Consider the following 21869-nt stretch of genomic DNA (forward strand, 5'->3'; position numbering starts at 1 on the left):
TCATATACAAACATGATGTCAACCGCCTGGGCGGCGGTTGAGGGTTCATGCGGAATTTTTATTTATACCCAGCCCATCGCACGTGCAATCTGAGCAATTGCAAAGGTAACACCGATTGCAAGGACAGTAGGGATAAGGAAGGACAAGAAGGTCCATTTAAAGCTCTTTGTTTCTTTATAGATATTTACCAATGTTGTCCCACATGGATAGTGGAGGAGCGAGAAGAGCATCATGTTTAGTGCGGTAAGCCAGGTCCAACCATGATCGAGGAAGAGCTGCTTTAATTCCGTCAAGTTTTCTATTTCCAGCATAGCCCCAGTAGATAGGTAACCCATCAAAAGAATGGGGAGGACAATTTCGTTCGCTGGCAAACCAAGAATGAAAGCCATGAGGATAAAGCCATCCAGGCCAAGAGCCTTTGCAAAGGGGTCAAGAAAAGCAACCACATGCTCCAAGACACTCATGTCACCCACCATGATGTTAGCGAGAATCCAGGTGATGACACCAGCTGGAGCAGCGATGATTATGGCGCGTTTCAGGACGAAGAGGGATTTATCCAGGGTGGAACGTAAGATCGTGTCCCAGAACTTCGGCCGGCGATAAGGAGGAAGTTCTAGTGTGTAATGAGTGGGTACCCCTTTGAGAGCCGTTTTGGATAGTGCCCATGAAACAGCGAGTGTAACGATAATTCCGATGATGACCATGCCCATCACAACCGATGCGGTTACTAGCGTTTGTGCTCCACCCGTATAACCAGCAGCCATAAAGAGTGAAGCAAGAAGAATCAGTGTTGGCCATCTTCCATTACAGGGTACAAAGTTATTTGTCAAGATTGCCATCATCCGTTCACGGGGAGATTCAATGATCCGTGTGGACATAATAGCGGCTGCATTACAACCAAAACCCATCGCCATGGTGAGGCTCTGTTTACCATGGCCACCAGCCCCTTTAAATAGGCGGTCCATATTAAAGGCGACACGGGGCAGGTATCCGAAGTTTTCTAAGAGCGCAAATACAGGAAAAAAGATGGCCATGGGGGGGAGCATGACACTCACTACCCAACCAAGTCCACGATACAATCCAAGAACAAGGACACCGTGTAACCAGTCAGGAGCGTGTATGGCTTTAAAAGCAAGGGTCAGGTAGCCCTCAATCCAGCTAAATAACTCAGCGAGCATCGAGGAGGGGATATTGGCTCCCGCAATAGTGATCCAGAATACAACACCGAGCATGGCTAGCATGATTGGGAAACCCCAGATTTTTGAGGTGAGAATACGATCCAGTTTTTCAGAGCGCATCATTTTTTCGGCATCGTTATAACGAATCGATTCATGACAAATTTCTTTTCCCGTCTGGTGAATCTGAGCAATGACCTCATCCCGAGTAAAGTCATCGGAAAGGGCTTGGGCTTGGTTTAAGAGGGTTTTGAGGCCGTCACGCTTCGACGGGATAGAGGGGTTCATCGGTCCCATGAGCGCCAACTTCCTTTCTACGTAGCTCAATTCGATGTTGAAGAGAGTCGATAAGGCTTTGATCACCATCAAGGAGTCGAAGAGCAACCCAACGAGAAGGAAGCCGATCACCAAAGGTGGAGAGAACAGTCTCCTCTATAGCAGAGATCTTTTCTTCTAACTCATCGCTATAGCGTATGCGATAAGGATTGGTGTTTATTTTTCCGTAAGCCATCTCTTTAATCACCTTTTGCAGGTGAGATAATCCTTCACGATTACGAGCAGATGTTTTGACCACAGGTACTCCAAGTTGTTTGGAGAGGCGTTTTTCATTAATGTGGATGCCTTTTTTCTTCGCTTCGTCGATCAGATTGATGCACAATACCACTCGATCCGCCATTTCAAGCACCTGTAAGGCAAGGTTCATATTTCGTTCCATCGCAGTAGCATCCAGTACAACAACTGTCACATCAGGTTTCTCATAAATAATGCAATCCCGCGCTACTTCCTCATCAGCGGAGTTGGAGAAGAGTGAGTAGGTTCCAGGGAGATCGATTACCGTATAGGAGTTACCGTTATATGAATACGTTCCCTCCGCATGAATGACAGTTTTTCCTGGCCAGTTGCCTGTGTGTTGCCGTAAACCAGTTAAGGCGTTAAATAACGTGCTTTTTCCAGTGTTGGGATTGCCTGCGAGGGCGATGCGGAAAGTAGCATCATCACTTTTCTTATGCTGTTTTAGGGACCTGGGATGAGTATGGGTACTAGGTAGTGGTTTCATTCTTTTCACTCCCGATGAGCTCTCCGTAAATTTGTGAGCTTTCTTCTTTACGCAGAGCAATTGTTGTATGAATGACGCGAAAAGCAACCGGATCACCTAAGGGACTACGTTGGAGCACCGTTACATCAGAACCAGGAACAAAACCCAAGTCTAACAGTCTGCGTCGCATCGTGCCCTCCAACGTCAGATGATGAATACGAATCGTTTGGCCAGGTAACCCCTCTGTGAGGGGAATTATATGAGACTGACTCACTAGTGATGACCTCCTGTATAAACATCCTCTTGGCGAGGAGGGAATGCAAAGAGTGGTGAGAAAACAAAGGTTTTAAACGTAGACAATTATTTTTATCAAGACAACATAAGTTGCTCTAGGGAAACTTTTTCTTATAGTCATTCTAAAGCAAGAGGAGATTCGTTGTCAATAGTGGAAAATTCAGTTGGATCCATCCATGATATTCGCCTGAGAACGCTTGGTGTATAGAGTTCAGCCTCTGGGGAAAAAAAGAATCGTACTTCGGGAGGAAGTACGATAATAAATGGACCAACAGATATGGGTAGCTGCTGTTTTAAGGGTTGTCAATCTTCTTCCACTTTAAATCCGGATACTCAGAGGATAACCGTTGATAAGCTTCAAAACTGGCATAGCCCCCTTCTTTAGGGTCGAAATTTTGCTGGAAAGAGATCACTTTCCAGGTACCTTGGGTTTTGTAAAGACGAACTTTGTAGTCGCGTTTATCCGAGGGTCGGTAGATGAGGATGGTTCGTGTACCCATTTGGTGATCTGTAGGAGATTTTACTACCCAGATGGCTGGATTCTGAGTGGCTTCATTTTTAACTTGTTGCATCGGCTTGTGTAATTCTTGTGTCTTTTTGGGCTCTGCGAGCATGGATTTAGCTGCTTTATCATTTCCGTTGACCCATACTTCTTTATAGAAGCGGACAGCGGTCTGCTCGGCGGTACTAGTATCTTCTGTACTACATGCAGTAGGGAGTATAAGGGAGATAAGCAGTGCCATTGTAGCTAGGTGCTTGGTTCGCATGGACATGGGGACACTCCTTCGACCTTTTTCACAGCTTTTGCGAATGGATCGATTCTCATTCATGAATTAGTGCGGATTCCTAGGAAAAGCACAGTCTTGGGACGAACTATGGTATAATCGTCTTCTTATGAGAATGGATGTTCGATAGAGAGGGGGCGGTGGAGTGCGGATAATTGGAATCGATCCAGGGGTTGCCATCCTTGGATATGGCGTGCTAGACCGGATGGGGAATCGGCTGAAGGTGGTAGATTATGGAAGCATCCAAACTCCTGCACGAACGGCGAAGGCGACTCGATTGAAGCAGATCTATGATGCGGCTACGCAACTATTTTCTAAGACCCATCCAGATGTGGTGGCAATCGAAAAACTTTTTTTCAATCGAAACACTACCACTGCCTTTGATGTGGCACAGGCACGAGGGGTAGTGATGTTGGCGGCTGAGGAAGCAGGAGCTACTATCACCGAGTATACTCCGATGGAAGTGAAGATGGCGGTAGTAGGTTATGGTGGTGCGAAGAAACGACAGGTACAAGAAATGGTGAAGACGCTTCTTTGTTTAGCAGAGATTCCGAAACCGGATGATGTTGCAGATGCCCTTGGAGTGGCTATTTGCCAAGCGCACTCCACGACATTTACGGATCGGATGAGTATAAGGGGGTGGAAGGAATGATCGACTATATTCGTGGCCAGATAGCGTATCACTCACTTGACGCTGTGGTGGTAGAAGCCGCAGGGGTTGGGTATCGCATTTTCTGTCCTCACCCTTTTCACTGGCAGGAGGGAGAGACCGCTCAGGTGTTTACCCATCATGTGGTGCGTGAGGATTCCCAGTCCCTATACGGATTTAAGACCTTCGATGAACGGGATCTTTTTCGGCTACTATTAGAAGTGTCGGGGATTGGACCAAAGGTTGCCTTAGCGGCCATCGGGTCAGGGTCGCCGACAGCGTTAGTGGAAGCTGTGCAACGGGAAGATCTTCATTTTTTAACAAAGTTACCCGGTGTAGGAAAAAAGACGGCACAACGCTTGATCTTAGATCTGAAGGATAAGCTGGAGAAGGCGGGCTGGAGTTCCTTGATCACCGGAGCAAAGGGAGTAGAAAGTAATCCTGGTGGAATGAAGTCGGTGGTTTCTCAGGAGGCGATTGATGCCCTGATGGCCCTAGGCTATAATGAAGCAGAGGCAGAAACCGCGGTTCATCTCGCTGGGGAATCCTTTGAAGAAGAGAATCCCTCGGTAGATGATTGGATTAGAAAAGCCCTTCAAGTTTCGATGAAGGCATAAGGAAGCACCGATGCGAAACGAGGGGGAATGAAGGATGGAAGAGCGTATTATCTCTTCCCATATGGCAATGGAAGACGAAACGGTCGAATTCAGCCTACGCCCTCGTTTTTTAAGGGAATATATCGGCCAATCGCGTGTGAAAGAAAATCTAGAAGTATACATAGAAGCAGCAAAGCAGCGAAATGAATCATTAGACCATGTTCTTCTCTATGGTCCTCCTGGGTTAGGTAAAACCACACTTTCTCATATCATCGCCAATGAAATGGGTGTACAAGTACGGACAACCTCTGGCCCTGCAATTGAACGCCCTGGCGATTTGGCGGCAATTTTGACGAATTTACAGGCAGGAGACCTTCTTTTTATCGATGAGATCCATCGCTTAAATCGGAGCGTCGAGGAAGTACTTTATCCCGCGATGGAGGACTTCGCCTTAGATATCGTAATTGGTAAGGGACCGAGTGCCCGTTCCGTCCGCCTTGACCTAGCTCCTTTCACCCTAGTGGGAGCAACCACACGAGCAGGCTCCCTCTCATCCCCCCTACGGGATCGCTTTGGGGTGGTAAGTCGGCTCGAATATTATTCTGCGGATGATTTAGAACTCATCGTATCACGGTCAGCCGACCTCTTGGGTGTTCGAATTCAAGAGGATGGGGCGGAAGAGATCGCTTGTCGAGCCAGGGGGACCCCACGGGTGGCCAACCGTTTATTGAAACGGGTGCGTGACTTTGTAGAAGTGACGGGAGACGGAGTGATTACTGCGGATTCCGCTCGCAGTGCATTGCGGCGCATTCAGGTGGATAGACTGGGACTGGACGAGGTGGATCATAAATTATTACGTTCCATCATGGATCTGTTCCGGGGAGGACCCGTTGGATTAGAGACGATTGCCGCTACGATTGGAGAGGAATCCCATACCGTAGAGGATGTGTATGAACCCTATTTGATGCAGATTGGATTTTTGCAACGGACCTCACGGGGTCGAGTGGTCACTTCTCGTTGTTATCAACACTTTGGAGTGGAGATGCCAGGAACATGAATCCAGTAGCTAAACTACTGATCTTTTTGGGTATTACCCTCATCGTAGTGGGCTTTCTATGGCAAATAGGCGGTCGTTATCTCCATTTAGGCCGTCTTCCAGGGGATATCCTAGTGGAGAAAGAAAATGTTCGTTTTTATTTTCCGATAGTCACCTGTATCGTGATCAGTGTGATTGTATCGTTGATCCTGTATCTGATCCGCCTGTTCCGGTGAGGAGTGGGTGGTTTTTTCATTATAATTTTCATTATAGTTGATGGAGGTTTCTCATGGATGTATCCTTATTTAATTTTCATCTTCCAGAGGAGTTGATTGCACAGACCCCTTTGTTGGATCGCTCCTCCTCACGTCTTCTTGTTCTGGATCGAGAGACGGAGGAGATCAAACATGCTTCCTTTCCTGATTTATTAGGCTATTTACATGCTGGAGATGTACTTGTATTAAACGATACAAGGGTTCGTCCTGCGCGATTGATTGGTGTGAAGGAGGAAACCGGCGCGCAGATTGAACTATTGCTCCTCAAACCCCTTGGAGAAGACCGGTGGGAGGCATTGGTGAAACCCGCCAAACGAGTCAAAGAAGGGTCAGTGATCTCCTTCGGGGATGGTCGCCTTAAAGCCGTAGCACAAGAGGCGGCTGATATGGCAGGGGGGCGTGTTTTCCGATTGGAGTATACCGCTTCTGATTTAGAGGAGTTGTTGGTGGAGCTCGGAGAGATGCCTCTGCCTCCTTATATTCGAGAGGAATTGGCTGAGAAGGAGCGATATCAGACGGTCTACTCCCGAGAGACGGGTTCAGCGGCAGCACCTACTGCAGGGCTTCACTTTACACCAGAACTCCTCAATGCTGCGAAGGAAAAAGGAGTAGAGGTTACGTTCCTCACCCTTCATGTTGGCCTTGGTACCTTCCGGCCCGTTAGTGTAGAGAATGTAGAGGAACATCAAATACACGCGGAGTTTTATTCTCTCAATGAGGATTCCGCCGCGCAGATCCATCAAGCAAAGGCAGAGGGACGGCGAGTGATTGCAGTTGGCACCACAACGGTACGTACCTTGGAGACGATTGCCCGGGATTATGGAAAAATTCAGGCGGCAAATGGTTGGACGGATATCTTTATCTATCCGGGTGTACGATTTCGCGTCGTTGATGCGATGCTGACTAACTTCCATCTACCTAAGTCCACATTGATTATGTTGGTGAGCGCTTTTGCGGGTCGAGAGGCTACTCTGCGCGCTTATAGGGAAGCAGTAGCTAAGCGGTATCGCTTTTTTAGCTTTGGAGATGCGATGTTGATAACCTAGTTGACATCTTCTCCCTTTCTTTTTTCGCCACAACTTTTATCCTATCGACTTCTTCTGAAGGTTTATCCTGAAGGGGTCCTAAGGTATAATGGTACAAGTAGGAGGAACGCTCAGTGGCTGTTCGTTATGAGTTGATAAAAACCTGTTCACAAACAGGTGCCCGCTTAGGGCGGTTACATACCCCACATGGTACGATTGATACCCCAGCTTTTATGCCTGTAGGGACCTTGGCAACTGTAAAAACGATGAGTCCAGAAGAGTTAAAGGAGATGGGTAGTGGCATTATCTTATCCAATACCTATCATCTCTTTTTACGTCCGGGACAGGATGTGGTAAAAGAGGCTGGTGGCTTACATCAGTTTATGAACTGGGATCGGGCGATCTTGACGGATAGTGGAGGCTTTCAAGTATTTAGCCTCTCCGATCTCCGGAAGATCACCGAGGAGGGTGTCTCCTTCCGTTCCCATTTAAGTGGTGAGCCTCTTTTCATCAGTCCGGAGAAGTCCATCGAAATTCAGAATGCCCTCGGTGCAGACATCATTATGGCCTTTGATGAATGCCCTCCTTACCCTGCAGATCGTGACTACGTGAAGCAGTCAATGGAACGGACCTATCGTTGGTTAAAGCGGTGTGTTGATGCGCATCAACGTCCTGAAGAGCAAGGGCTTTTTGGAATCGTTCAAGGTGGAATGTATGGAGACTTACGCAAAGAGAGTGTGCGTCAAATCACCTCCATCGATCTACCAGGATATGCGATTGGTGGTTTGTCTGTAGGAGAACCCAAGGAACTGATGTATGAAGCCCTTGAACAGACTACTCCGCTTTTGCCTACAGATAAACCGCGCTATCTGATGGGTGTAGGTTCCCCAGATGCTCTGGTAGAGGGGGTACTGCGGGGAGTTGACATGTTTGATTGTGTATTGCCGACCCGAATTGCGCGCAATGGCACAACAATGACTAGCGAAGGGCGCATCGTGGTCCGCAATGCCAAATATACCCGAGATTTTGGTCCGCTTGATCCGGAGTGTGATTGCTACACCTGTCGCAATTATAGTCGCGCTTATCTTCGCCATTTGTTTAAGGCGGAGGAGACACTGGGGTTGCGATTAACGACTTATCACAACCTGTACTTCCTCCTAAAATTGATGGAAGGTGTTCGCCAGGCTATTCGGGAAGATCAACTTCAGGCTTTCCGGGATCAATTCTTTACAAAGTATTACGGCTCAACGAATGCAGATGCTTTGCGGCGTGGATTTTGATCAGTTATTACCATTTTGAAGGAGGAAATATGTCATGGAAAAATTCACAGGCTTTCTCCCAATTATCATCGTTGTTGTCATCTTTTACTTTATGTTGCTCCGTCCCCAGCAAAAGCAACGGAAACAGCGAAATTCGATGCTAGCCTCGATCAAAAAAGGGGACAAGATCATCACTATCGGTGGCTTGCATGGTACGATTATGGATCTGACAGACGAGCGTGTTACCCTAAAAGTGAACGAAAATAGCCGCCTCGTTTTTGAACGCTCCTCGATCAATGCGGTGGTCTCTGAAAAAGAAGAAGTAAAAGAAGTAGCGAACGAAAAAGAGAGTTCGGATACAAAAGAAGAGAAATAAAAAAGCTACCACGTATAAATAATTAAAAGCCCGGTAATCCTACCGGGCTTTTAATTATTTATACCGGTTCTCATAAGAAAATACCCTCCATAGGAAGAGGCTGCCTCTTCCTATGGAGGGTATCAGAAAACCAGGATTATTATTGAGCATCCGCAACATGATCCGAAGCCTGTTGCCGAGAAGAAAGGTTCGACATTTTGCCAAGGGGAACTTCACTAAAGCGATAGGCAAGGGCGACACTACATAGAGCGAGTACTACTCCTGCGATCAGATCGAGGTACCAGTGAATGCCAAGGTAGATGATAGCAAATAGGATGACCCCGGCAGTGAAGAAAGTGATACGACCGAAGCGTCGATTGACAGATTGCCACGCAATGAGAGCAAGGGTGACTGAAAGGGATGTGTGGAGACTAGGAAAGCTATTATCTAATCCTGAAAAACTGCGATATCCAGCCTCAAATCCCGGATAGACGGAGGGGATGAGGAATTTTATATCTGAATGATTATACCAAGCTTCAGACACTGGTGCGAAGAGGTAAAAGGGAATCGCAAATATATAATTAAAGCCGATACTATATAAGAGCACATACAGGGAGCGGTAATCCTTTTCACGATGATAAATTAGCAAGGAGCAAGCCATCAACACAGAAAAAACGATCACGTAAAAGTAAGTCGTAAAATAGGTAAGGGGTTCATAGTTAAACCAATGTTGGAGTAGGGGAGTCACATTTCCTTCAAAGGTACGGATATACGGTGTCCAATCCCAGCTCTTATCCAAAGTGGGTTCGATTAATAACTCTAGCTTGTTGAGAGCCAGGATACCAAGGCAGGCGATGACGTGAACCATGAGCAATCGATCCCGGAAGAGATCACGCGTAAATCCAGAGATGACAGCTATTGGGTTTTGACGTAAGGATATAGTTAAGATCACTAGGAAGGTGACCAAGGTACTCAATAAGATCGATATCGTGGATTGAAACAATCATATACACTCCCCAGTGGAAAGAATGAGCCTATTTTTAATAAGGCTACTAGAAAGAAGGCCTCGTTAAAAAAGAAAGATCCGGCTTCTCCCGGAACCTTAGACCTTACCTCCATATTACCCTTTCCACAGATCAAAGGGAATAAAACTTTTTTCATATTATAGGGTTAAACCCTTTTTCTTGCAATCAACGACTACCGGCGTTGACTCCGAAGATACCCCCAATAGCAGCGATTCCTGAAGCGCATAGGGTAAATAGTACGGGTTGGACACGCATATTGGTGTCAAAGGCGAGAAAACCAATGATCAGAACGAGTAAGACATAGAGAATACCCGTCAATCCCCCATATAACCAACCACGGTGCCCCGCTTGCCTACCTGATATCCAACCTCCTGACAATAATGCGATGGCGTTGATACCGTAGGCGAAATAGGGAAGGGAGGATTCTTCGACGCTGGTAAAACGTAATAACATCGCGGTGATAATGGAACCGGAGAGTACAACTCCCAAGATGATGCTCATTCCAACTAGCAAAGGCGACCGCAGAGCAGGGTGTGTCCCGCTGGTTGTGGGTTGCTTCATTTAAAGCACCTCCGGTCAAATAGACTTTGTACAGGTTATGAGCGTGCCTCTCACTTTATTCAAGGAGGATTTAAAGTAAAACGTGATAAAACCAGCTGATAATGAAGAAGCTAAGGAGGTGATAGGCTGGAAGGAGAGGACCTAAGTGGGTGATATGTGGACACTGATATTACGGACCTTATTTATCTATTTTTTTGTACTGATCATTATGCGTATCATGGGAAAAAGGGAGATTGGCCAGCTCTCGGTGTTTGATTTTGTGGTTTCGATAATGATGGCAGACTTTGCTGTGTTGTCAGTAGATGATCTTCATATGCCCCTCATTCACGGGCTGATTCCCATTATTATGTTTGCTATTACACAGGTTTTGCTAGCCTATATTTCCTTAAAAAGCCCGAGAGTCCGTCGCTGGATAGATGGATCACCTACTACATTGATTAAAGATGGAAAAATATTAGAAAAAGAGATGCGTGAGCAACGTTACACGATAGACGATCTCATGATGCAACTAAGAGAGAAGAATGTTTTAAATGTAGCTGATGTAGAATTTGCGGTGTTAGAGACCTCAGGGCAACTCACTGTCTTTCAAAAAGAGAAGGTAAAGCATGTGAAGGATCTATTCCCGGGATTTAGTGATGAGCGAAAACCTTCCTTGCCAACTCCCCTCATCATCGATAGTAAAGTGCAAGAGGATGCTTTACACCAAATCGGTCAGAATCGATTTTGGCTTAAGAATCAAATTCAACAGTATGGTTATAAAGATTTAAAAGAGATTTTTTTTGCAAGTATAGATGATCATGGACGATTGTATATCGATGTTCGCAAAGATAACGGTCCATGATGGATCAATCAACGAGGAAGAAGGGGAGACAGCCACTTTCCTATATAGGGAACACGGCGGATGTCTTCTTTTTTTATAAGAGAGAGGAGAATGAGAAGCGCGAGGTATATCGTAAAGCTGATCCCACTAGATAATAGGGTGCGAGCAGGGAGCGATCCTGTTATATAGGCATGTTTCAATCCCCACCAACCAGCAGCTCCCATAGATGCTACTGCAAGCGTTAGTTTTACAGTGTCACGTGCGATCAGGGTAAAGGGAACATAACGCATCACACTGATAAAATGAAGGGCAGTGACGAGTACTAACCCACAATTGAGGGCGATAACGACTCCATCGATCCCCAATTGGGGCTGTGAACCAAGGAAAAAGATCAGCGCGGTTTTGACAATCGCACCAAAAATGGAATTACGCATAGCATCCCTCGCTTTATCCAAGCCCTGAAGGACAGCGGCGAGGGGACCTTGTATATATAAAAAGATCGCGAAGGGAGCCATAATTTCTAACAGTCGGGAAACAGAAGCGTTGTGGTAGAGCAGGGTGGTCAAGGGTTCTGCTAGGATATACATCATCATGGCGCATGGGGCGCCAACGACGAGGGAGAGCCGCAGGGATTGGTTGAGCCGATGTTCGACAATTCCGTATTTTCCCTGGGCAGCTGCTTCGGAGACAGCAGGTACGAGGGAGGTGGAGAGAGCCGTCGTAATAAACGCAGGAAAAAAAAGAAGCGGGATGGCCATTCCTTCTAGTTGTCCATATAGAGCGGTGGATGCAGCAACGGAGATCCCTGCAATAGCAAGGCTCTGTGAGACGACAATCGGCTCAACTGCATAGCCGAGTGAGCCGATCATACGGCTTGTAGTGACAGGGATGGCAATTCGCATCAGACGTTGGATTACCGTAGAGAAGCGGCTCCAAAGATTGATGTGAAAAGCTTCCCGTATCTTAAATTTTAACGGGGGCCGTTTAGGGTCTTTACGATAGGAGTGAAAGAGGAAGAACATTCCTGCCCCTTCTCCTAACAAGACACCAACCATGGCGCCAGCGGCGGCATATTGAAGTCCATAGGGATATAGCCAGCGTGCTAAGAGTAAAACGGTGAAGATGCGCACCACTTGTTCCACGACGAGCGACCAAGCAAAGGGGCTCATATGTTGACGGCCTTGAAAATAGCCGCGAAAAATGGAGGAGACAGCAACAATGGGCAACACAGGAGCGATTCCCATCAAGGGATAGATCGCCCGCGCATCCGTGAGCAAGGTGTGAGCAATCCAGGGTGCGGCTAGCAGGATCAATCCAGTAATGAGGACGCTAGATATAAAAACGATGATGATGGAGATGATCAGAGTAGAGCGAACACGCTGTTCATCTTTCATCGCTTCCGCTTCAGAGACCAATTTGGAAATGGCCACAGGAAGACCCGCTGTTGTGATCGTTATGGCGAAAATGAGAATGGGGAAGGCCATCTGAAAGAGGCCAATTCCTTCATCGCCGATCATACGGGAGAGGGCGATACGATAGACGAAGCCGAGTACCTTTGTTACAAAACCCGCTCCAACGAGAATCAATGTGCCATGGAGGAACGTCTGCTTGGTCACCAGTGGGCCCCTTCCTTCTCCGTAAGGTGGTTATTGATACAAGCTTATGCGCTTGTCCCCGACCTTCATGACTGGAAAGACATAGGTAGAGGTGTTCAAAAGAGAAGGAAAGAATTATAATGGTTAATAAGCAGACGAGCCTCCGAGGGAATGGCGCATATAGATAGAGGAGGGGAAGAGCCTGGTGAGACAAAAATCACTAAAATCAGTAAGTCCTGAACGAGAGAAATCCGTTGAACTGTTGTCAGAGTCTGAACTAATGCAATGCATCGAAGATCTTTGTAACAGTAAGGCAGAGGAATTCCGTTATTACGGGTATGAAGATGTGACTGGTGAACAGGTATGGGCTTGTGTTTCTGAGAGCTATCGCCGGGGTTGGCCACGGCTTAATCGTTTAGTAAACGATATTTTATCTCTCAAGGGAACACGGTTTATGAACTGGCTGATGGTCAGTGTATATAAAAATCCGGGCGAGCAATAATGTCCGGGTTTTTTGCTGTTCATAACGTCATAAATTGACAAGCCCCTATTGAACTTGGGATAATGAAAAAAGATTGTCTTTATTCGAAGGAGGAGCGTCAGCATGAGGGTTCGCAAGGGGAAAATCGTTATTTTCTCCCTATGGATCGTAGGACTCCTAGCTATCATGGGAGGTACGACCAAATGGGTAGTGGATAACCTTACTCTAGGCCTCGATCTGCGTGGGGGATTTGAGGTACTTTACAAAGCTGCACCGCTTGAAAAGGGTCAGAAAATCACACCCGCAACATTAAGTGATACGGCAGATGCATTAAACAAACGAATCAACTCCATCGGGGTGACTGAACCCGAGATCTCTGTCGAAGGGAAAGATCGCCTTAGGGTGTCCCTTGCTGGGGTGAAAGACCCCGATCAGGCTCGTAAATTACTCGGGAAGCCTGCTGTACTCGAATTCCGTGATCCATCGGGAAAGAAAGTGCTTCTGAAAGGGTCTGATCTCGTTCAGGGGGCAGCGAAGCAGGATTATAATCCTCAAAATAACGAGCCAGTAGTCTCTGTTGAGTTTAAGGATGCTGAGAAGTATGCGAATATTACCGGAAAGTACGTTGGACAGAAAATGCCGATTTATTTGGATGATAAACAACTAAGTAATCCTATTATTCAAGAACGAATTCCCAACGGAAAATCGATGATCAGCGGTAATTTCACCGTCGAAAAAGCGAAAGAACTAGCGGATCTTCTCAACGCAGGTTCCTTACCCGTCAAACTGAAACAACTTTCGTCCAATGCCGTCGATGCTAGCCTCGGACAGGATTCCTTACATAAGAGTTTGTTCGCGGGTCTCTATGCAATCGGGTTTATCTTCCTTTTTGTTATTGGATATTATCGCTTGCCGGGGTTGATTGCTGTGATGACCTTGATCAGCTACAGTTACTTGGTTCTTCTCTTTTTCTCCCTCCTGGATGTAACGCTTACTCTGCCAGGGATTGCGGCCTATATCTTAGGGATTGGGATCGCGGTGGACGCCAACATTATTATGTATGAGCGGATCAAGGACGAGCTTCGCTCCGGGAAGAGCATACCTATTTCGGTAAAGAGCGGTTCCAAGAGCTCTTTCTTAACGATCTTTGATGCTCATGTAACAACGATTATCGCCTCTGCTGTGATGTTCTATTTTGGTACCTCAGGTGTGCGTGGGTTTTCGGTATCCCTTTTGGTGGGTATCTTCGTCAGCTTTTTGACGGCGGTAGCACTTTCAAGGATTCTGCTCACCCTACTTGTCCGCTCCAACCTGTTGCACAAGAAGCACAGCTGGTTTGGTGTCAAGGAGGATGAGATCAGTGAACTATAAACTGGACTTTGTAAAGGCGCGGAAGTGGTTTTTCCTTTTTTCTATCGCTACCATTTTGCTCGGTGTTGTCTCTCTATTTACCCAGGGTCTTAATCTAGGTATTGACTTTGTCAGTGGATCCAGGCTGGATATCAATATCCAACAAGCCTTTGATAAAGAGAAGGCGGATGCGAAGTTAGCAGAGCTTGGTTACCCAAATCCTAATACCCGTGTTGCGGGGAATAACAAGGAATTGTTGGTCTTCCGGACAGATAAGGCGATTAGTAAAGAGAAAGTCAACGATATCCGGGATGCTTTCCGTAAGGATTTTGGTAAAAAGGTAGCAGTGAATGAGCAGACTGTCGATCCGATCATCGGGAGGGAGCTAGCACGTAACGCCATTTACTCTGTATTGATTGCCTCCATTGGGATTATCGCCTATATCACGCTCCGATTTGAGTATCGCTTTGCTTTTTCGGCGATTATTGCGATCCTATATGACGCCCTCTTTACCATCGGTCTGTTCTCCATTTTCCAATGGGAAGTAGACATCGTCTTTATCGCGGCGGTTCTTACGATTGTGGGGTACTCGATCAATGACACGATTGTTATCTTTGACCGGATCCGCGAGAACCTCAAGCGAGAGAATCCCAAGACCTTTGAAGCATTATCCAATGTAGTAAATGTTAGTATCCAGCAAACCTTAGTGCGCTCCATTAATACGGTATTGACCGTGATTTTTGCAGCAGTTGCCCTACTCATCTTTGGCGGAGAGAGCATTAAATATTTCTCCATTGCCCTTTTGGTTGGGTTGTTTTCTGGGGCCTACTCTTCGATCTGTATCGCCAGTCAGATCTGGGTAGGGTGGAAGTGGCGCTCATTGCAAAAAGAACGCCTCAAGCCTCAGTCTGCTGAATAAGAAGGACGAGAAACCCATACACTTAGCATAAACCAGCCGCAGGGGAACCCCTGCGGCTTTCCTAGGACGAAAAGGATGGGACGCTATGCAATCTGAAACTTATCGCTTGGCCGAGAGAGGGGCTTGGGTCGGAATCCTAGGAAATGTAGCCCTAGCGTTATTGAAAGGAGTAGCAGGTGTTTTGGCAAATAGCCGTGCACTGGTAGCAGATGCGGTTCATTCTGCTTCGGATGTGGTCGGCTCCTTGGCAGTGCTGATCGGTGTTAGAGCAGCTAAACTCCCTCCGGATGAAGACCATCCCTATGGACATGGTAAAGCTGAGTCCATTTCGGCCATTATTGTATCGATTCTCTTGGCGTTAGTGGGATTGGAAATCGGCTATGCTTCGATTAAAGCGCTTTTTGGCCCGGTGATAGCACCTGGGTGGCCAGCGGTAATAGCGGCTCTGGTCTCCATTGTAGCGAAGGAAGCGATGTTTCGTTACAAATATCGGATTGGAAAACAGATTAATAGCCAAGCGATTATCGCCAATGCCTGGGAGCATCGTTCCGATGTCTACTCCTCCATCGCTGCTCTGATCGGGATCGTAGGGGCGATCCTCGGGGAGAAGCTAACGATTAACCTTTTGGTATATTCGGATGCAGTAGCAGGGGTTCTCGTCTCCCTACTTGTTTTGAAAATGGCGTATGATTTGGCGAGAGAGTCGATTCATAGCACATTGGATCATGTATTACATGAAGAGGATGCCGCGGAATTGGTGGAGGCAGCTATGGAATTAGATGGGGTCAAACGGGTGGATCAACTCCATGCGAGGGAACATGGTTTTTATGTGATCGTGGATGTGAAGATATCGGTAGATCCTTTGATTACAGTAGAGGAAGGGCATCGTATCGGAAAATCATTGAAACAGACGTTGATTACGCGGTTTGATCATGTGTTGGATGTTTTGGTACACATCAATCCCTACCACTCCGACGAGGAGGTTTGAGGGAAATTACTTGTCCTAGGGGTGATTTTTAAGTCCTGCGTTCCTTTTTCATACTAAGTTCCTTCCTGTGCTATAATGGGAGGCGGCAAGAGAAGGGACGGAGGGTTGCCGCACGATGTTACAATCCAAAACACGTTGGCAGACTGTCGATGCAGAGGAATCCTGCAAACAGTTGCTAGCAAATGAGCTAGGTATCCATCCTTTAACTGCCCGCCTTCTATGTAACCGCGGAGTGACGGATGTGGAGGAAGCTCGTCATTTCTTAACAGTGGATGCTTCGCAACTTCATGATCCATTGCTCATGGATGGGATGCAGGATGCGGTGGATCGTATTCGCTCTGCATTGGAGAAGAAGGAGAAGATTCGGATATATGGGGATTACGATGCTGACGGGGTATCAAGCACAGGTGTGATGATGAAAGTGCTACGTTCTTTAGGTGCCAATGTGGATTATTACATACCCAACCGATTTACCGAAGGCTATGGCCTGAACGGAGAGGCTCTTCATCAAGCTGTTGCGGCTGATATCGATCTGATGATCTCAGTGGATACCGGCATAAGCGCTGTTGCCGAGGCGGCCCTCGCAAAGGAACTGGGAATTGATCTGATCATCACGGATCACCATGAGCCACCAGAAACGATTCCTGATGCGTTGGTGGTGCTCAATCCGAAAAAACTGGGCTGTTCTTATCCCTTTGAGATGCTAGCCGGGGTAGGAGTTGCCTTTAAGTTATGTCAGGCCCTCCTTGGCCGGGTACCAGAGGAGGTATTGGAGATTGCCGCTCTAGGTACCATCGCAGATCTCGTCCCTTTGCTGGATGAAAATCGGGTATTAGCCGCTTTGGGACTGAAAGAGATGAACCGACGTCATCATCTAGGATTGTCCGCCTTAATGGACGTCTCAGGCTGTGATGGAGAGATTGGAGCAGGTCACGTAGGCTTTTCCTTAGCGCCACGGATCAATGCAAGTGGTCGCCTAGACTCAGCGAATCAGGCAGTGGAGCTTCTATTAACAGGAGATTCAGCTAAAGCACAGTTGATTGCTGAAGAATTGGACAGCATGAACCGAGAACGGCAACAGCTGGTGGAGGAGATCTCCACTGAAGCGATGGCGATGGTAGAAGCTGAAGCAGAAAAACATCAGCACTTTATCGTCGTAGCAGCTCCAGGGTGGAATGTCGGTGTGATTGGAATCGTTGCCTCTCGTTTAGTGGAAAAGTATTATCGACCGGTGATCGTTCTGGGTATCGATGAAGAGAAGGGAACGGCTAAAGGCTCTGCTCGTAGTATTGTAGGTCTGGATATGTACCAAGCCCTCAACCGATGTAAGGAACTTCTTCCCCACTATGGAGGACATCCTATGGCGGCTGGGATGAGTCTACCGGTAGAAAATCTAGCTGAGCTTCATCAGCGTCTCTCCGAAGTAGCAAAGGAGTGGCTCACAGAGGAAGATTATATACCGCTCTCCAAAGTGGACGCGGAGCTGAGCGTGGCAGAGGTAGATTTGCCCCTTGTTGAAGAGTTGGAGCGATTAGCCCCCTATGGGGTGGGGAATGCAACCCCCCGTTTTTGCATCAAAGAGGCTCGCCTGGGTAAGATGCAACGGATCGGGCGCGATAAAAACCATCTGAAGCTCCTTTTAGAAGCAGGGGGCCGCTCGTTAGATGCGGTAGGCTTTCGCCTGGGTGAATTAGCGGAGGAAATCTCTCCTTCTGCTAATCTAGAGATACTCGGGGAACTATCTGTTAACGAATGGAACAACCGCCGCATGCCTCAACTGTTGATACGAGATATCTCGATTCCTCATGTGCAGGTTTTTGATTGGCGAGGCAATGGGGACAAGAGAAAAGGGTTTTATCATCTTTCTTCGCTCCTCCATGTGCTCTTTATCGTTTCAGATAAGGTAAAAAGTGCTGCGTTCTTGGGAAAGGAATGGAGTGGGGATCTTCTTTCCTGGCAAGAGGCGGAGGAAGTAGCTACTAATGGACGGTTACGAGAGTGCCGTACCCTAGTATTGATGGATCTGCCCGTTTCTACGCAAAAATTCCCTGATGTGATTCGCTCCTTAACCAAATTGGAGAGACTTTATTTTGCCTATGGCGATGCGGAATTAGATGGGGAATTAAGCCGAACACCAGATCGGGAGCAGTTTAAGCGTCTGTATGTTTCGTTGATCGGGAAGAAAGGAATCCGCTTCCCTCGGGATACCGAACGTCTAGCTCGAATTACGGGCTTATCAAGCCCCTGGATTCGCTTTATGACGAAGGTGTTTGCAGAGCTTGGCTTCCTCCGACTGGATGGGGGCAATGTGGAATTGATCGCCAATGCAGAGAAACGTCCCCTTACTGAATCACCTTTGTATTCACGTCAATTGGAACGAGAGAAAGTACAGGAACTTTTCGTTTATTCCTCTACTCGTGATCTATATCAATATATCCATGCATTATTACCATATGAACTGAATCTGGGAGGGACAGAATCATGGACTTCAAAGAAAAAATCCGGGTAATTGAGGATTTCCCCGAGCCGGGTGTCCGATTTAAAGATATAACTACGCTTTTAAAAGACGGCAAAGCTTTCCGAACAGCTATCGATGAAATCGCTCGGCAATTGGAAGGAAAAGAAATCGACCTCATCGTTGGACCCGAAGCACGCGGCTTTGTTGTAGGTACTCCCTTGGCATACGCGCTGGGTATAGGCTTTATACCCGTTCGTAAAACAGGGAAACTACCCGGTAATGTGGTAGAAACGAATTACAGCCTGGAATATGGCAAGGACAAACTGGCGATTCATACGGATGCGATTGAGCCGGGACAAAAAGTGTTGATCGTCGATGATCTATTAGCTACCGGCGGCACGATCAATGCTACCTTGAACCTAGTACGGCAACTGCAAGCCGATGTAGTAGGAGCTGCTTTCGTGATGGAGTTAACCTACTTAAATGGCCGGGAGAAAATGCAGGGCGTAGATGTTATTTCTTTGCTAAAATATTGATGGACCTAAACACCGAATGATATTCGGTGTTTTTTGTAGTATAAAAGCGAATAGGCATCTGTTTCATTGACTTGGTATATAAGTAAATATATTGTTTGATTACCTCTCAAGAGGGGAGTGGAGTGAATGAAGAAACCCTGGATTATTTTCACGGGTCTCATTGCATTTATAGTTGTGATCGGAGTCATCTACATATTAAATGATGAAGGCCAAGAGAAAAGAATTCAGCTGATTTCTAAACAAATAAGTAAGGAAACAAAACGGAAACCTGATGTTTTTAGGATAATTAATGGAGAAAAAGTGGATGAGAAAGATTTTGCAACCTATAAAAGCGATATAGCCATTCAATCAAAATTACAACATAAAAAAGTACCTAGCGAGAAACAATTAACTAAGGATTATATTCAGCAGATCGTATTGTTTCAAGAAGCGAAGAAGAGGCATGTTAATGTATCAAAAAAAGAAGCGGAGAAGTATGCGGAAAAAATAAGGAAAATGATAGAAAAAAATACCGAAGGTGCAAAATTTGCGCGAAAAATCAAAACAACCATCATGAAAGAGCAAGGATTATCAACGGAAGCATACTGGAAATCGATGATTGATAAATATGAAATGCTTAAAAGCATAGGACATTTAAAGGGAAGATTACTAACGGGTGAGTGTAAAGAATGCAAAGAGACTAAACTATTACCGAATCAAAGATGGAAGAAATATGGTGAACGATTAGTACAGGAATCGGCGATTCAATAAGATAGCAAATTTTTACCACGAATAGCGATCATACTTATTGCCTTTAGACGGAAATTCTATTAGGGGACTTCCGCTCAAAATGTTTCTGAGAATAAAGGAGAGGTTCTGTTTGACAAGACATCATCCACCTGTACTCCAGATCGTCGGTCATGCCAATTCTGGAAAGACCACATTGATTACTCAATTAGTGGCTCAACTATCTACCATGGGTTATCGCGTGGGGACAATTAAGCATCATTCCGGGAAATTAGAATTAGATACTCGGGGAAAAGATTCCTGGCTTCATCGTGAAGCGGGAGCCGTACCTGTCACACTGGTGAGTCAAAATCAGACTGCGGTTTATTATTCTCAGCCGCGTTCATTGGCAGAACTGTTGCTTCACTATAGCCAAACGGATCTTGTCCTCGTTGAAGGATTCAAAAGGGAGAACTACCCAAAGTGGGCACTGCTGAAGACAGGTGAATCCCTAGATTGGTTGGAGGAATTGACGTACTTAGAAGCGGTAGTGGTATCTGAACCAGTGGGTCACTTCCCTTATGACGTGTACTACACACATGAGGTTGGCCAAATGGCTCGGATGTTAAGTAGGAAGATTGATCTAGAAAAGGGTTGATTACCAACGAAATCTTCGTAACATTTCTGATACAATAAGGATGAAAGCCCTTTCAATTAAGAAACCAAAGGGAGAGGATGACGATGCCCTTTTATCATCGGATGGGGAAGATTCCCCGTAAACGGCATACGCAGTTTCGTAAAGAGGATGGGGGATTGTATCGCGAAGAAGTGATGGGGACGAAGGGCTTCTCTGGTATTCAGTCGATCCTATACCACCTTCATCCGCCAACGAGGTTGTCTCGAGCAGAAAAGCTCCGGGATTGGGCACCTGCTCTTGAAGAAGAGGGGGCCAATCGTCACCGCCATCTGTTAACTGCGGATATGGAACCGAGTGGGGATGCTGTAGAAGGAAGACGACACTTGTTGGTCAATGATGATGTTGCGCTGGCAACCTGCCAACCGACCGAATCGATGGACTATTTCTTCCGTAATAGTGATGGAGATGAGGTGATCTTCGTTCATGAGGGAGAAGGGGAGTTTCAGTCGGTCTTTGGTACCTTATCCTACCGCCCAGGGGATTATATTGTTATACCTGTCGGGACGACGTATCGGATAGAGTTGGGTACAGGAGCGAGTCGTTTTTTGGTCATTGAATCCACTGGAGAGATCGTTCCGCCAAAACGATATCGAAACGAATACGGACAACTAATGGAACATAGTCCCTTTTGCGAACGGGATATCCGGTTACCTGAACGCTTAGAGACACGGACTGACCGGGGAGAGTACGAGGTACGGGTGAAGGCACATAACCGTCTTCACTCCTACGGATATGATTTTCATCCCTTTGATGTAGTAGGTTGGGACGGATATCTGTATCCCTACATTTTTAATGTAGAAGATTTTGAACCCATTACCGGTCGTATTCATCAACCGCCGCCTGTGCATCAGACCTTTGCTGGTCCCAATTTTGTCATTTGTTCCTTTGTCCCTCGCCTATACGACTATCATCCGGAATCCATTCCTGCTCCTTACTGGCATAGTAATGTTAATTCGGATGAGGTGCTCTATTATGTAGGGGGGAACTTTATGAGCCGTAAAGGGGTGAAGGAAGGGTCGATCACTCTCCATCCCAGTGGACTACCCCATGGTCCCCACCCAGGCAAAGTAGAGGCCAGCATTGGGAAAAAAGGAACCGAAGAGTTAGCGGTGATGATAGATACCTTCCGGCCCCTCTATGTGACGCAAGCAGCACTCGAGTTAGAAGATTCGAACTATATTACAAGTTGGCTGGGAGATTAAGGGGTTGCAGAGGATCAGAGAGCATGATTAATTGCAGAATGGAAAGG

The 21869-nt window shown here is 46.6% G+C and carries 22 protein-coding genes and 1 pseudogene; 16 read left to right on the plus strand and 7 right to left on the minus strand.

The window, feature by feature from the left end; translation table 11 throughout:
* Positions 1-62: 62 nt before the first annotated feature.
* The 4 genes from BLV90_RS02880 to BLV90_RS02895 form a co-directional block, all read right to left on the minus strand.
* Positions 63-1463: a nucleoside recognition domain-containing protein gene (locus BLV90_RS02880; protein ID WP_091736262.1), complete on the minus strand. Its 1401-nt coding sequence runs from the start codon at positions 1461-1463 to the stop codon at positions 63-65.
* Entirely contained in the window at positions 1435-2232 is a 798-nt protein-coding gene (locus BLV90_RS02885; RefSeq protein WP_091735887.1) for a FeoB small GTPase domain-containing protein, read from the minus strand. Before BLV90_RS02885 ends, BLV90_RS02880 begins: the two co-directional genes overlap by 29 nt.
* Positions 2216-2485, minus strand: coding sequence for a FeoA family protein (locus tag BLV90_RS02890; protein ID WP_091735891.1), 270 nt, complete (start codon positions 2483-2485; stop codon positions 2216-2218). The genes BLV90_RS02885 and BLV90_RS02890 overlap by 17 nt, the downstream gene beginning before the upstream one ends.
* 313 nt (positions 2486-2798) lie before the next feature.
* Complete coding sequence (locus tag BLV90_RS02895) at positions 2799-3278, minus strand: hypothetical protein (RefSeq protein WP_091735894.1); 480 nt, start codon at positions 3276-3278, stop codon at positions 2799-2801.
* A gap of 157 nt (positions 3279-3435) precedes the next feature.
* Between BLV90_RS02895 and ruvC the strand changes: the two genes are divergently transcribed.
* The 7 genes from ruvC to yajC all read left to right on the plus strand — a co-directional run bounded on the left by ruvC (position 3436) and on the right by yajC (position 8506).
* Positions 3436-3942: a crossover junction endodeoxyribonuclease RuvC gene (ruvC, locus tag BLV90_RS02900; RefSeq protein ID WP_091735896.1), complete on the plus strand. Its 507-nt coding sequence runs from the start codon at positions 3436-3438 to the stop codon at positions 3940-3942.
* A complete protein-coding gene (ruvA, locus tag BLV90_RS02905) occupies positions 3939-4556 on the plus strand; it encodes a Holliday junction branch migration protein RuvA (RefSeq protein WP_091735899.1) in 618 nt (205 codons plus the stop codon). The genes ruvC and ruvA overlap by 4 nt, the downstream gene beginning before the upstream one ends.
* 34 nt (positions 4557-4590) lie before the next feature.
* Complete coding sequence (ruvB, locus tag BLV90_RS02910) at positions 4591-5592, plus strand: Holliday junction branch migration DNA helicase RuvB (RefSeq protein WP_091735902.1); 1002 nt, start codon at positions 4591-4593, stop codon at positions 5590-5592.
* On the plus strand, positions 5589-5807 hold the full coding sequence (locus BLV90_RS02915; protein ID WP_091735905.1) for a DUF2905 domain-containing protein: 219 nt from the start codon (positions 5589-5591) through the stop codon (positions 5805-5807). Before ruvB ends, BLV90_RS02915 begins: the two co-directional genes overlap by 4 nt.
* Positions 5808-5860: 53 nt before the next feature.
* Positions 5861-6892: a tRNA preQ1(34) S-adenosylmethionine ribosyltransferase-isomerase QueA gene (queA, locus tag BLV90_RS02920; protein WP_091735908.1), complete on the plus strand. Its 1032-nt coding sequence runs from the start codon at positions 5861-5863 to the stop codon at positions 6890-6892.
* A 113-nt stretch (positions 6893-7005) separates the two neighbouring features.
* Positions 7006-8151, plus strand: a complete 1146-nt coding sequence (gene tgt, locus BLV90_RS02925; protein ID WP_091735911.1) for a tRNA guanosine(34) transglycosylase Tgt — start codon at positions 7006-7008, stop codon at positions 8149-8151.
* A 34-nt stretch (positions 8152-8185) separates the two neighbouring features.
* The gene (gene yajC / locus BLV90_RS02930) at positions 8186-8506 is read left to right on the plus strand and encodes a preprotein translocase subunit YajC (protein WP_091735914.1); all 321 of its coding nucleotides are present in this window, start codon (positions 8186-8188) and stop codon (positions 8504-8506) included.
* A gap of 139 nt (positions 8507-8645) precedes the next feature.
* Here yajC and BLV90_RS02935 read toward each other — a convergent pair whose 3' ends face one another.
* Together BLV90_RS02935 and BLV90_RS02940 are read right to left on the minus strand one after the other, a co-directional pair.
* Entirely contained in the window at positions 8646-9488 is an 843-nt protein-coding gene (locus tag BLV90_RS02935; RefSeq protein WP_091735917.1) for a phosphatase PAP2 family protein, read from the minus strand.
* A gap of 187 nt (positions 9489-9675) precedes the next feature.
* Positions 9676-10071, minus strand: coding sequence for a TIGR04086 family membrane protein (locus tag BLV90_RS02940; RefSeq protein ID WP_091735920.1), 396 nt, complete (start codon positions 10069-10071; stop codon positions 9676-9678).
* A gap of 154 nt (positions 10072-10225) precedes the next feature.
* Between BLV90_RS02940 and BLV90_RS02945 the strand changes: the two genes are divergently transcribed.
* Complete coding sequence (locus tag BLV90_RS02945) at positions 10226-10912, plus strand: DUF421 domain-containing protein (protein ID WP_091736282.1); 687 nt, start codon at positions 10226-10228, stop codon at positions 10910-10912.
* 8 nt (positions 10913-10920) lie between these two features.
* On the opposite strand, the gene spoVB is transcribed toward BLV90_RS02945, so the two are convergent.
* On the minus strand, positions 10921-12507 hold the full coding sequence (spoVB, locus tag BLV90_RS02950; RefSeq protein ID WP_245726227.1) for a stage V sporulation protein B: 1587 nt from the start codon (positions 12505-12507) through the stop codon (positions 10921-10923).
* Positions 12508-12691: 184 nt separating this feature from the next.
* Between spoVB and BLV90_RS02955 the strand changes: the two genes are divergently transcribed.
* The 8 genes and pseudogenes from BLV90_RS02955 (at position 12692) to BLV90_RS02990 (ending at position 21822) form a co-directional block, all read left to right on the plus strand.
* A complete protein-coding gene (locus tag BLV90_RS02955) occupies positions 12692-12988 on the plus strand; it encodes a post-transcriptional regulator (protein WP_245726228.1) in 297 nt (98 codons plus the stop codon).
* 102 nt (positions 12989-13090) lie between these two features.
* Positions 13091-15236: pseudogene (gene secD / locus BLV90_RS16750) on the plus strand (protein translocase subunit SecD).
* Between the two features lie 85 nt (positions 15237-15321).
* Positions 15322-16224, plus strand: a complete 903-nt coding sequence (locus tag BLV90_RS02965; RefSeq protein ID WP_091735926.1) for a cation diffusion facilitator family transporter — start codon at positions 15322-15324, stop codon at positions 16222-16224.
* A gap of 115 nt (positions 16225-16339) precedes the next feature.
* Positions 16340-18733: a single-stranded-DNA-specific exonuclease RecJ gene (gene recJ / locus BLV90_RS02970; RefSeq protein WP_091735929.1), complete on the plus strand. Its 2394-nt coding sequence runs from the start codon at positions 16340-16342 to the stop codon at positions 18731-18733.
* The gene (locus tag BLV90_RS02975) at positions 18706-19218 is read left to right on the plus strand and encodes an adenine phosphoribosyltransferase (protein WP_091735931.1); all 513 of its coding nucleotides are present in this window, start codon (positions 18706-18708) and stop codon (positions 19216-19218) included. The genes recJ and BLV90_RS02975 overlap by 28 nt, the downstream gene beginning before the upstream one ends.
* Before the next feature lie 126 nt (positions 19219-19344).
* Positions 19345-19968 carry a SurA N-terminal domain-containing protein gene (locus tag BLV90_RS02980; RefSeq protein WP_091735934.1) on the plus strand — a complete coding sequence of 208 codons (624 nt, stop codon included), beginning with the start codon at positions 19345-19347 and terminating at the stop codon, positions 19966-19968.
* A gap of 109 nt (positions 19969-20077) precedes the next feature.
* Positions 20078-20581 (plus strand): molybdopterin-guanine dinucleotide biosynthesis protein B, encoded by a 504-nt coding sequence (gene mobB / locus BLV90_RS02985; RefSeq protein WP_177167867.1) that lies wholly within the window; start codon positions 20078-20080, stop codon positions 20579-20581.
* A gap of 83 nt (positions 20582-20664) precedes the next feature.
* Entirely contained in the window at positions 20665-21822 is a 1158-nt protein-coding gene (locus BLV90_RS02990; RefSeq protein WP_091735940.1) for a homogentisate 1,2-dioxygenase, read from the plus strand.
* Positions 21823-21869 lie beyond the last annotated feature (47 nt).

The sequence above is a fragment of the Marininema mesophilum genome (genome assembly GCF_900106775.1).
Classification (GTDB): domain Bacteria; phylum Bacillota; class Bacilli; order Thermoactinomycetales; family DSM-45169; genus Marininema; species Marininema mesophilum.

Bases quoted from the DNA above. Each gene is read 5' to 3' on its own strand.
- BLV90_RS02880 (WP_091736262.1), bottom strand. From the start codon at position 1,463: ATGAACCCCTCTATCCCGTCGAAGCGTGACGGCCTCAAAACCCTCTTA.
- BLV90_RS02885 (WP_091735887.1), bottom strand. From the start codon at position 2,232: ATGAAACCACTACCTAGTACCCATACTCATCCCAGGTCCCTAAAACAG.
- BLV90_RS02895 (WP_091735894.1), bottom strand. From the start codon at position 3,278: ATGTCCATGCGAACCAAGCACCTAGCTACAATGGCACTGCTTATCTCC.
- ruvA (WP_091735899.1), top strand. From the start codon at position 3,939: ATGATCGACTATATTCGTGGCCAGATAGCGTATCACTCACTTGACGCT.
- ruvB (WP_091735902.1), top strand. From the start codon at position 4,591: ATGGAAGAGCGTATTATCTCTTCCCATATGGCAATGGAAGACGAAACG.
- BLV90_RS02915 (WP_091735905.1), top strand. From the start codon at position 5,589: ATGAATCCAGTAGCTAAACTACTGATCTTTTTGGGTATTACCCTCATC.
- queA (WP_091735908.1), top strand. From the start codon at position 5,861: ATGGATGTATCCTTATTTAATTTTCATCTTCCAGAGGAGTTGATTGCA.
- yajC (WP_091735914.1), top strand. From the start codon at position 8,186: ATGGAAAAATTCACAGGCTTTCTCCCAATTATCATCGTTGTTGTCATC.
- BLV90_RS02940 (WP_091735920.1), bottom strand. From the start codon at position 10,071: ATGAAGCAACCCACAACCAGCGGGACACACCCTGCTCTGCGGTCGCCT.
- BLV90_RS02945 (WP_091736282.1), top strand. From the start codon at position 10,226: ATGTGGACACTGATATTACGGACCTTATTTATCTATTTTTTTGTACTG.
- BLV90_RS02965 (WP_091735926.1), top strand. From the start codon at position 15,322: ATGCAATCTGAAACTTATCGCTTGGCCGAGAGAGGGGCTTGGGTCGGA.
- recJ (WP_091735929.1), top strand. From the start codon at position 16,340: ATGTTACAATCCAAAACACGTTGGCAGACTGTCGATGCAGAGGAATCC.
- BLV90_RS02975 (WP_091735931.1), top strand. From the start codon at position 18,706: ATGGACTTCAAAGAAAAAATCCGGGTAATTGAGGATTTCCCCGAGCCG.
- BLV90_RS02980 (WP_091735934.1), top strand. From the start codon at position 19,345: ATGAAGAAACCCTGGATTATTTTCACGGGTCTCATTGCATTTATAGTT.
- BLV90_RS02990 (WP_091735940.1), top strand. From the start codon at position 20,665: ATGCCCTTTTATCATCGGATGGGGAAGATTCCCCGTAAACGGCATACG.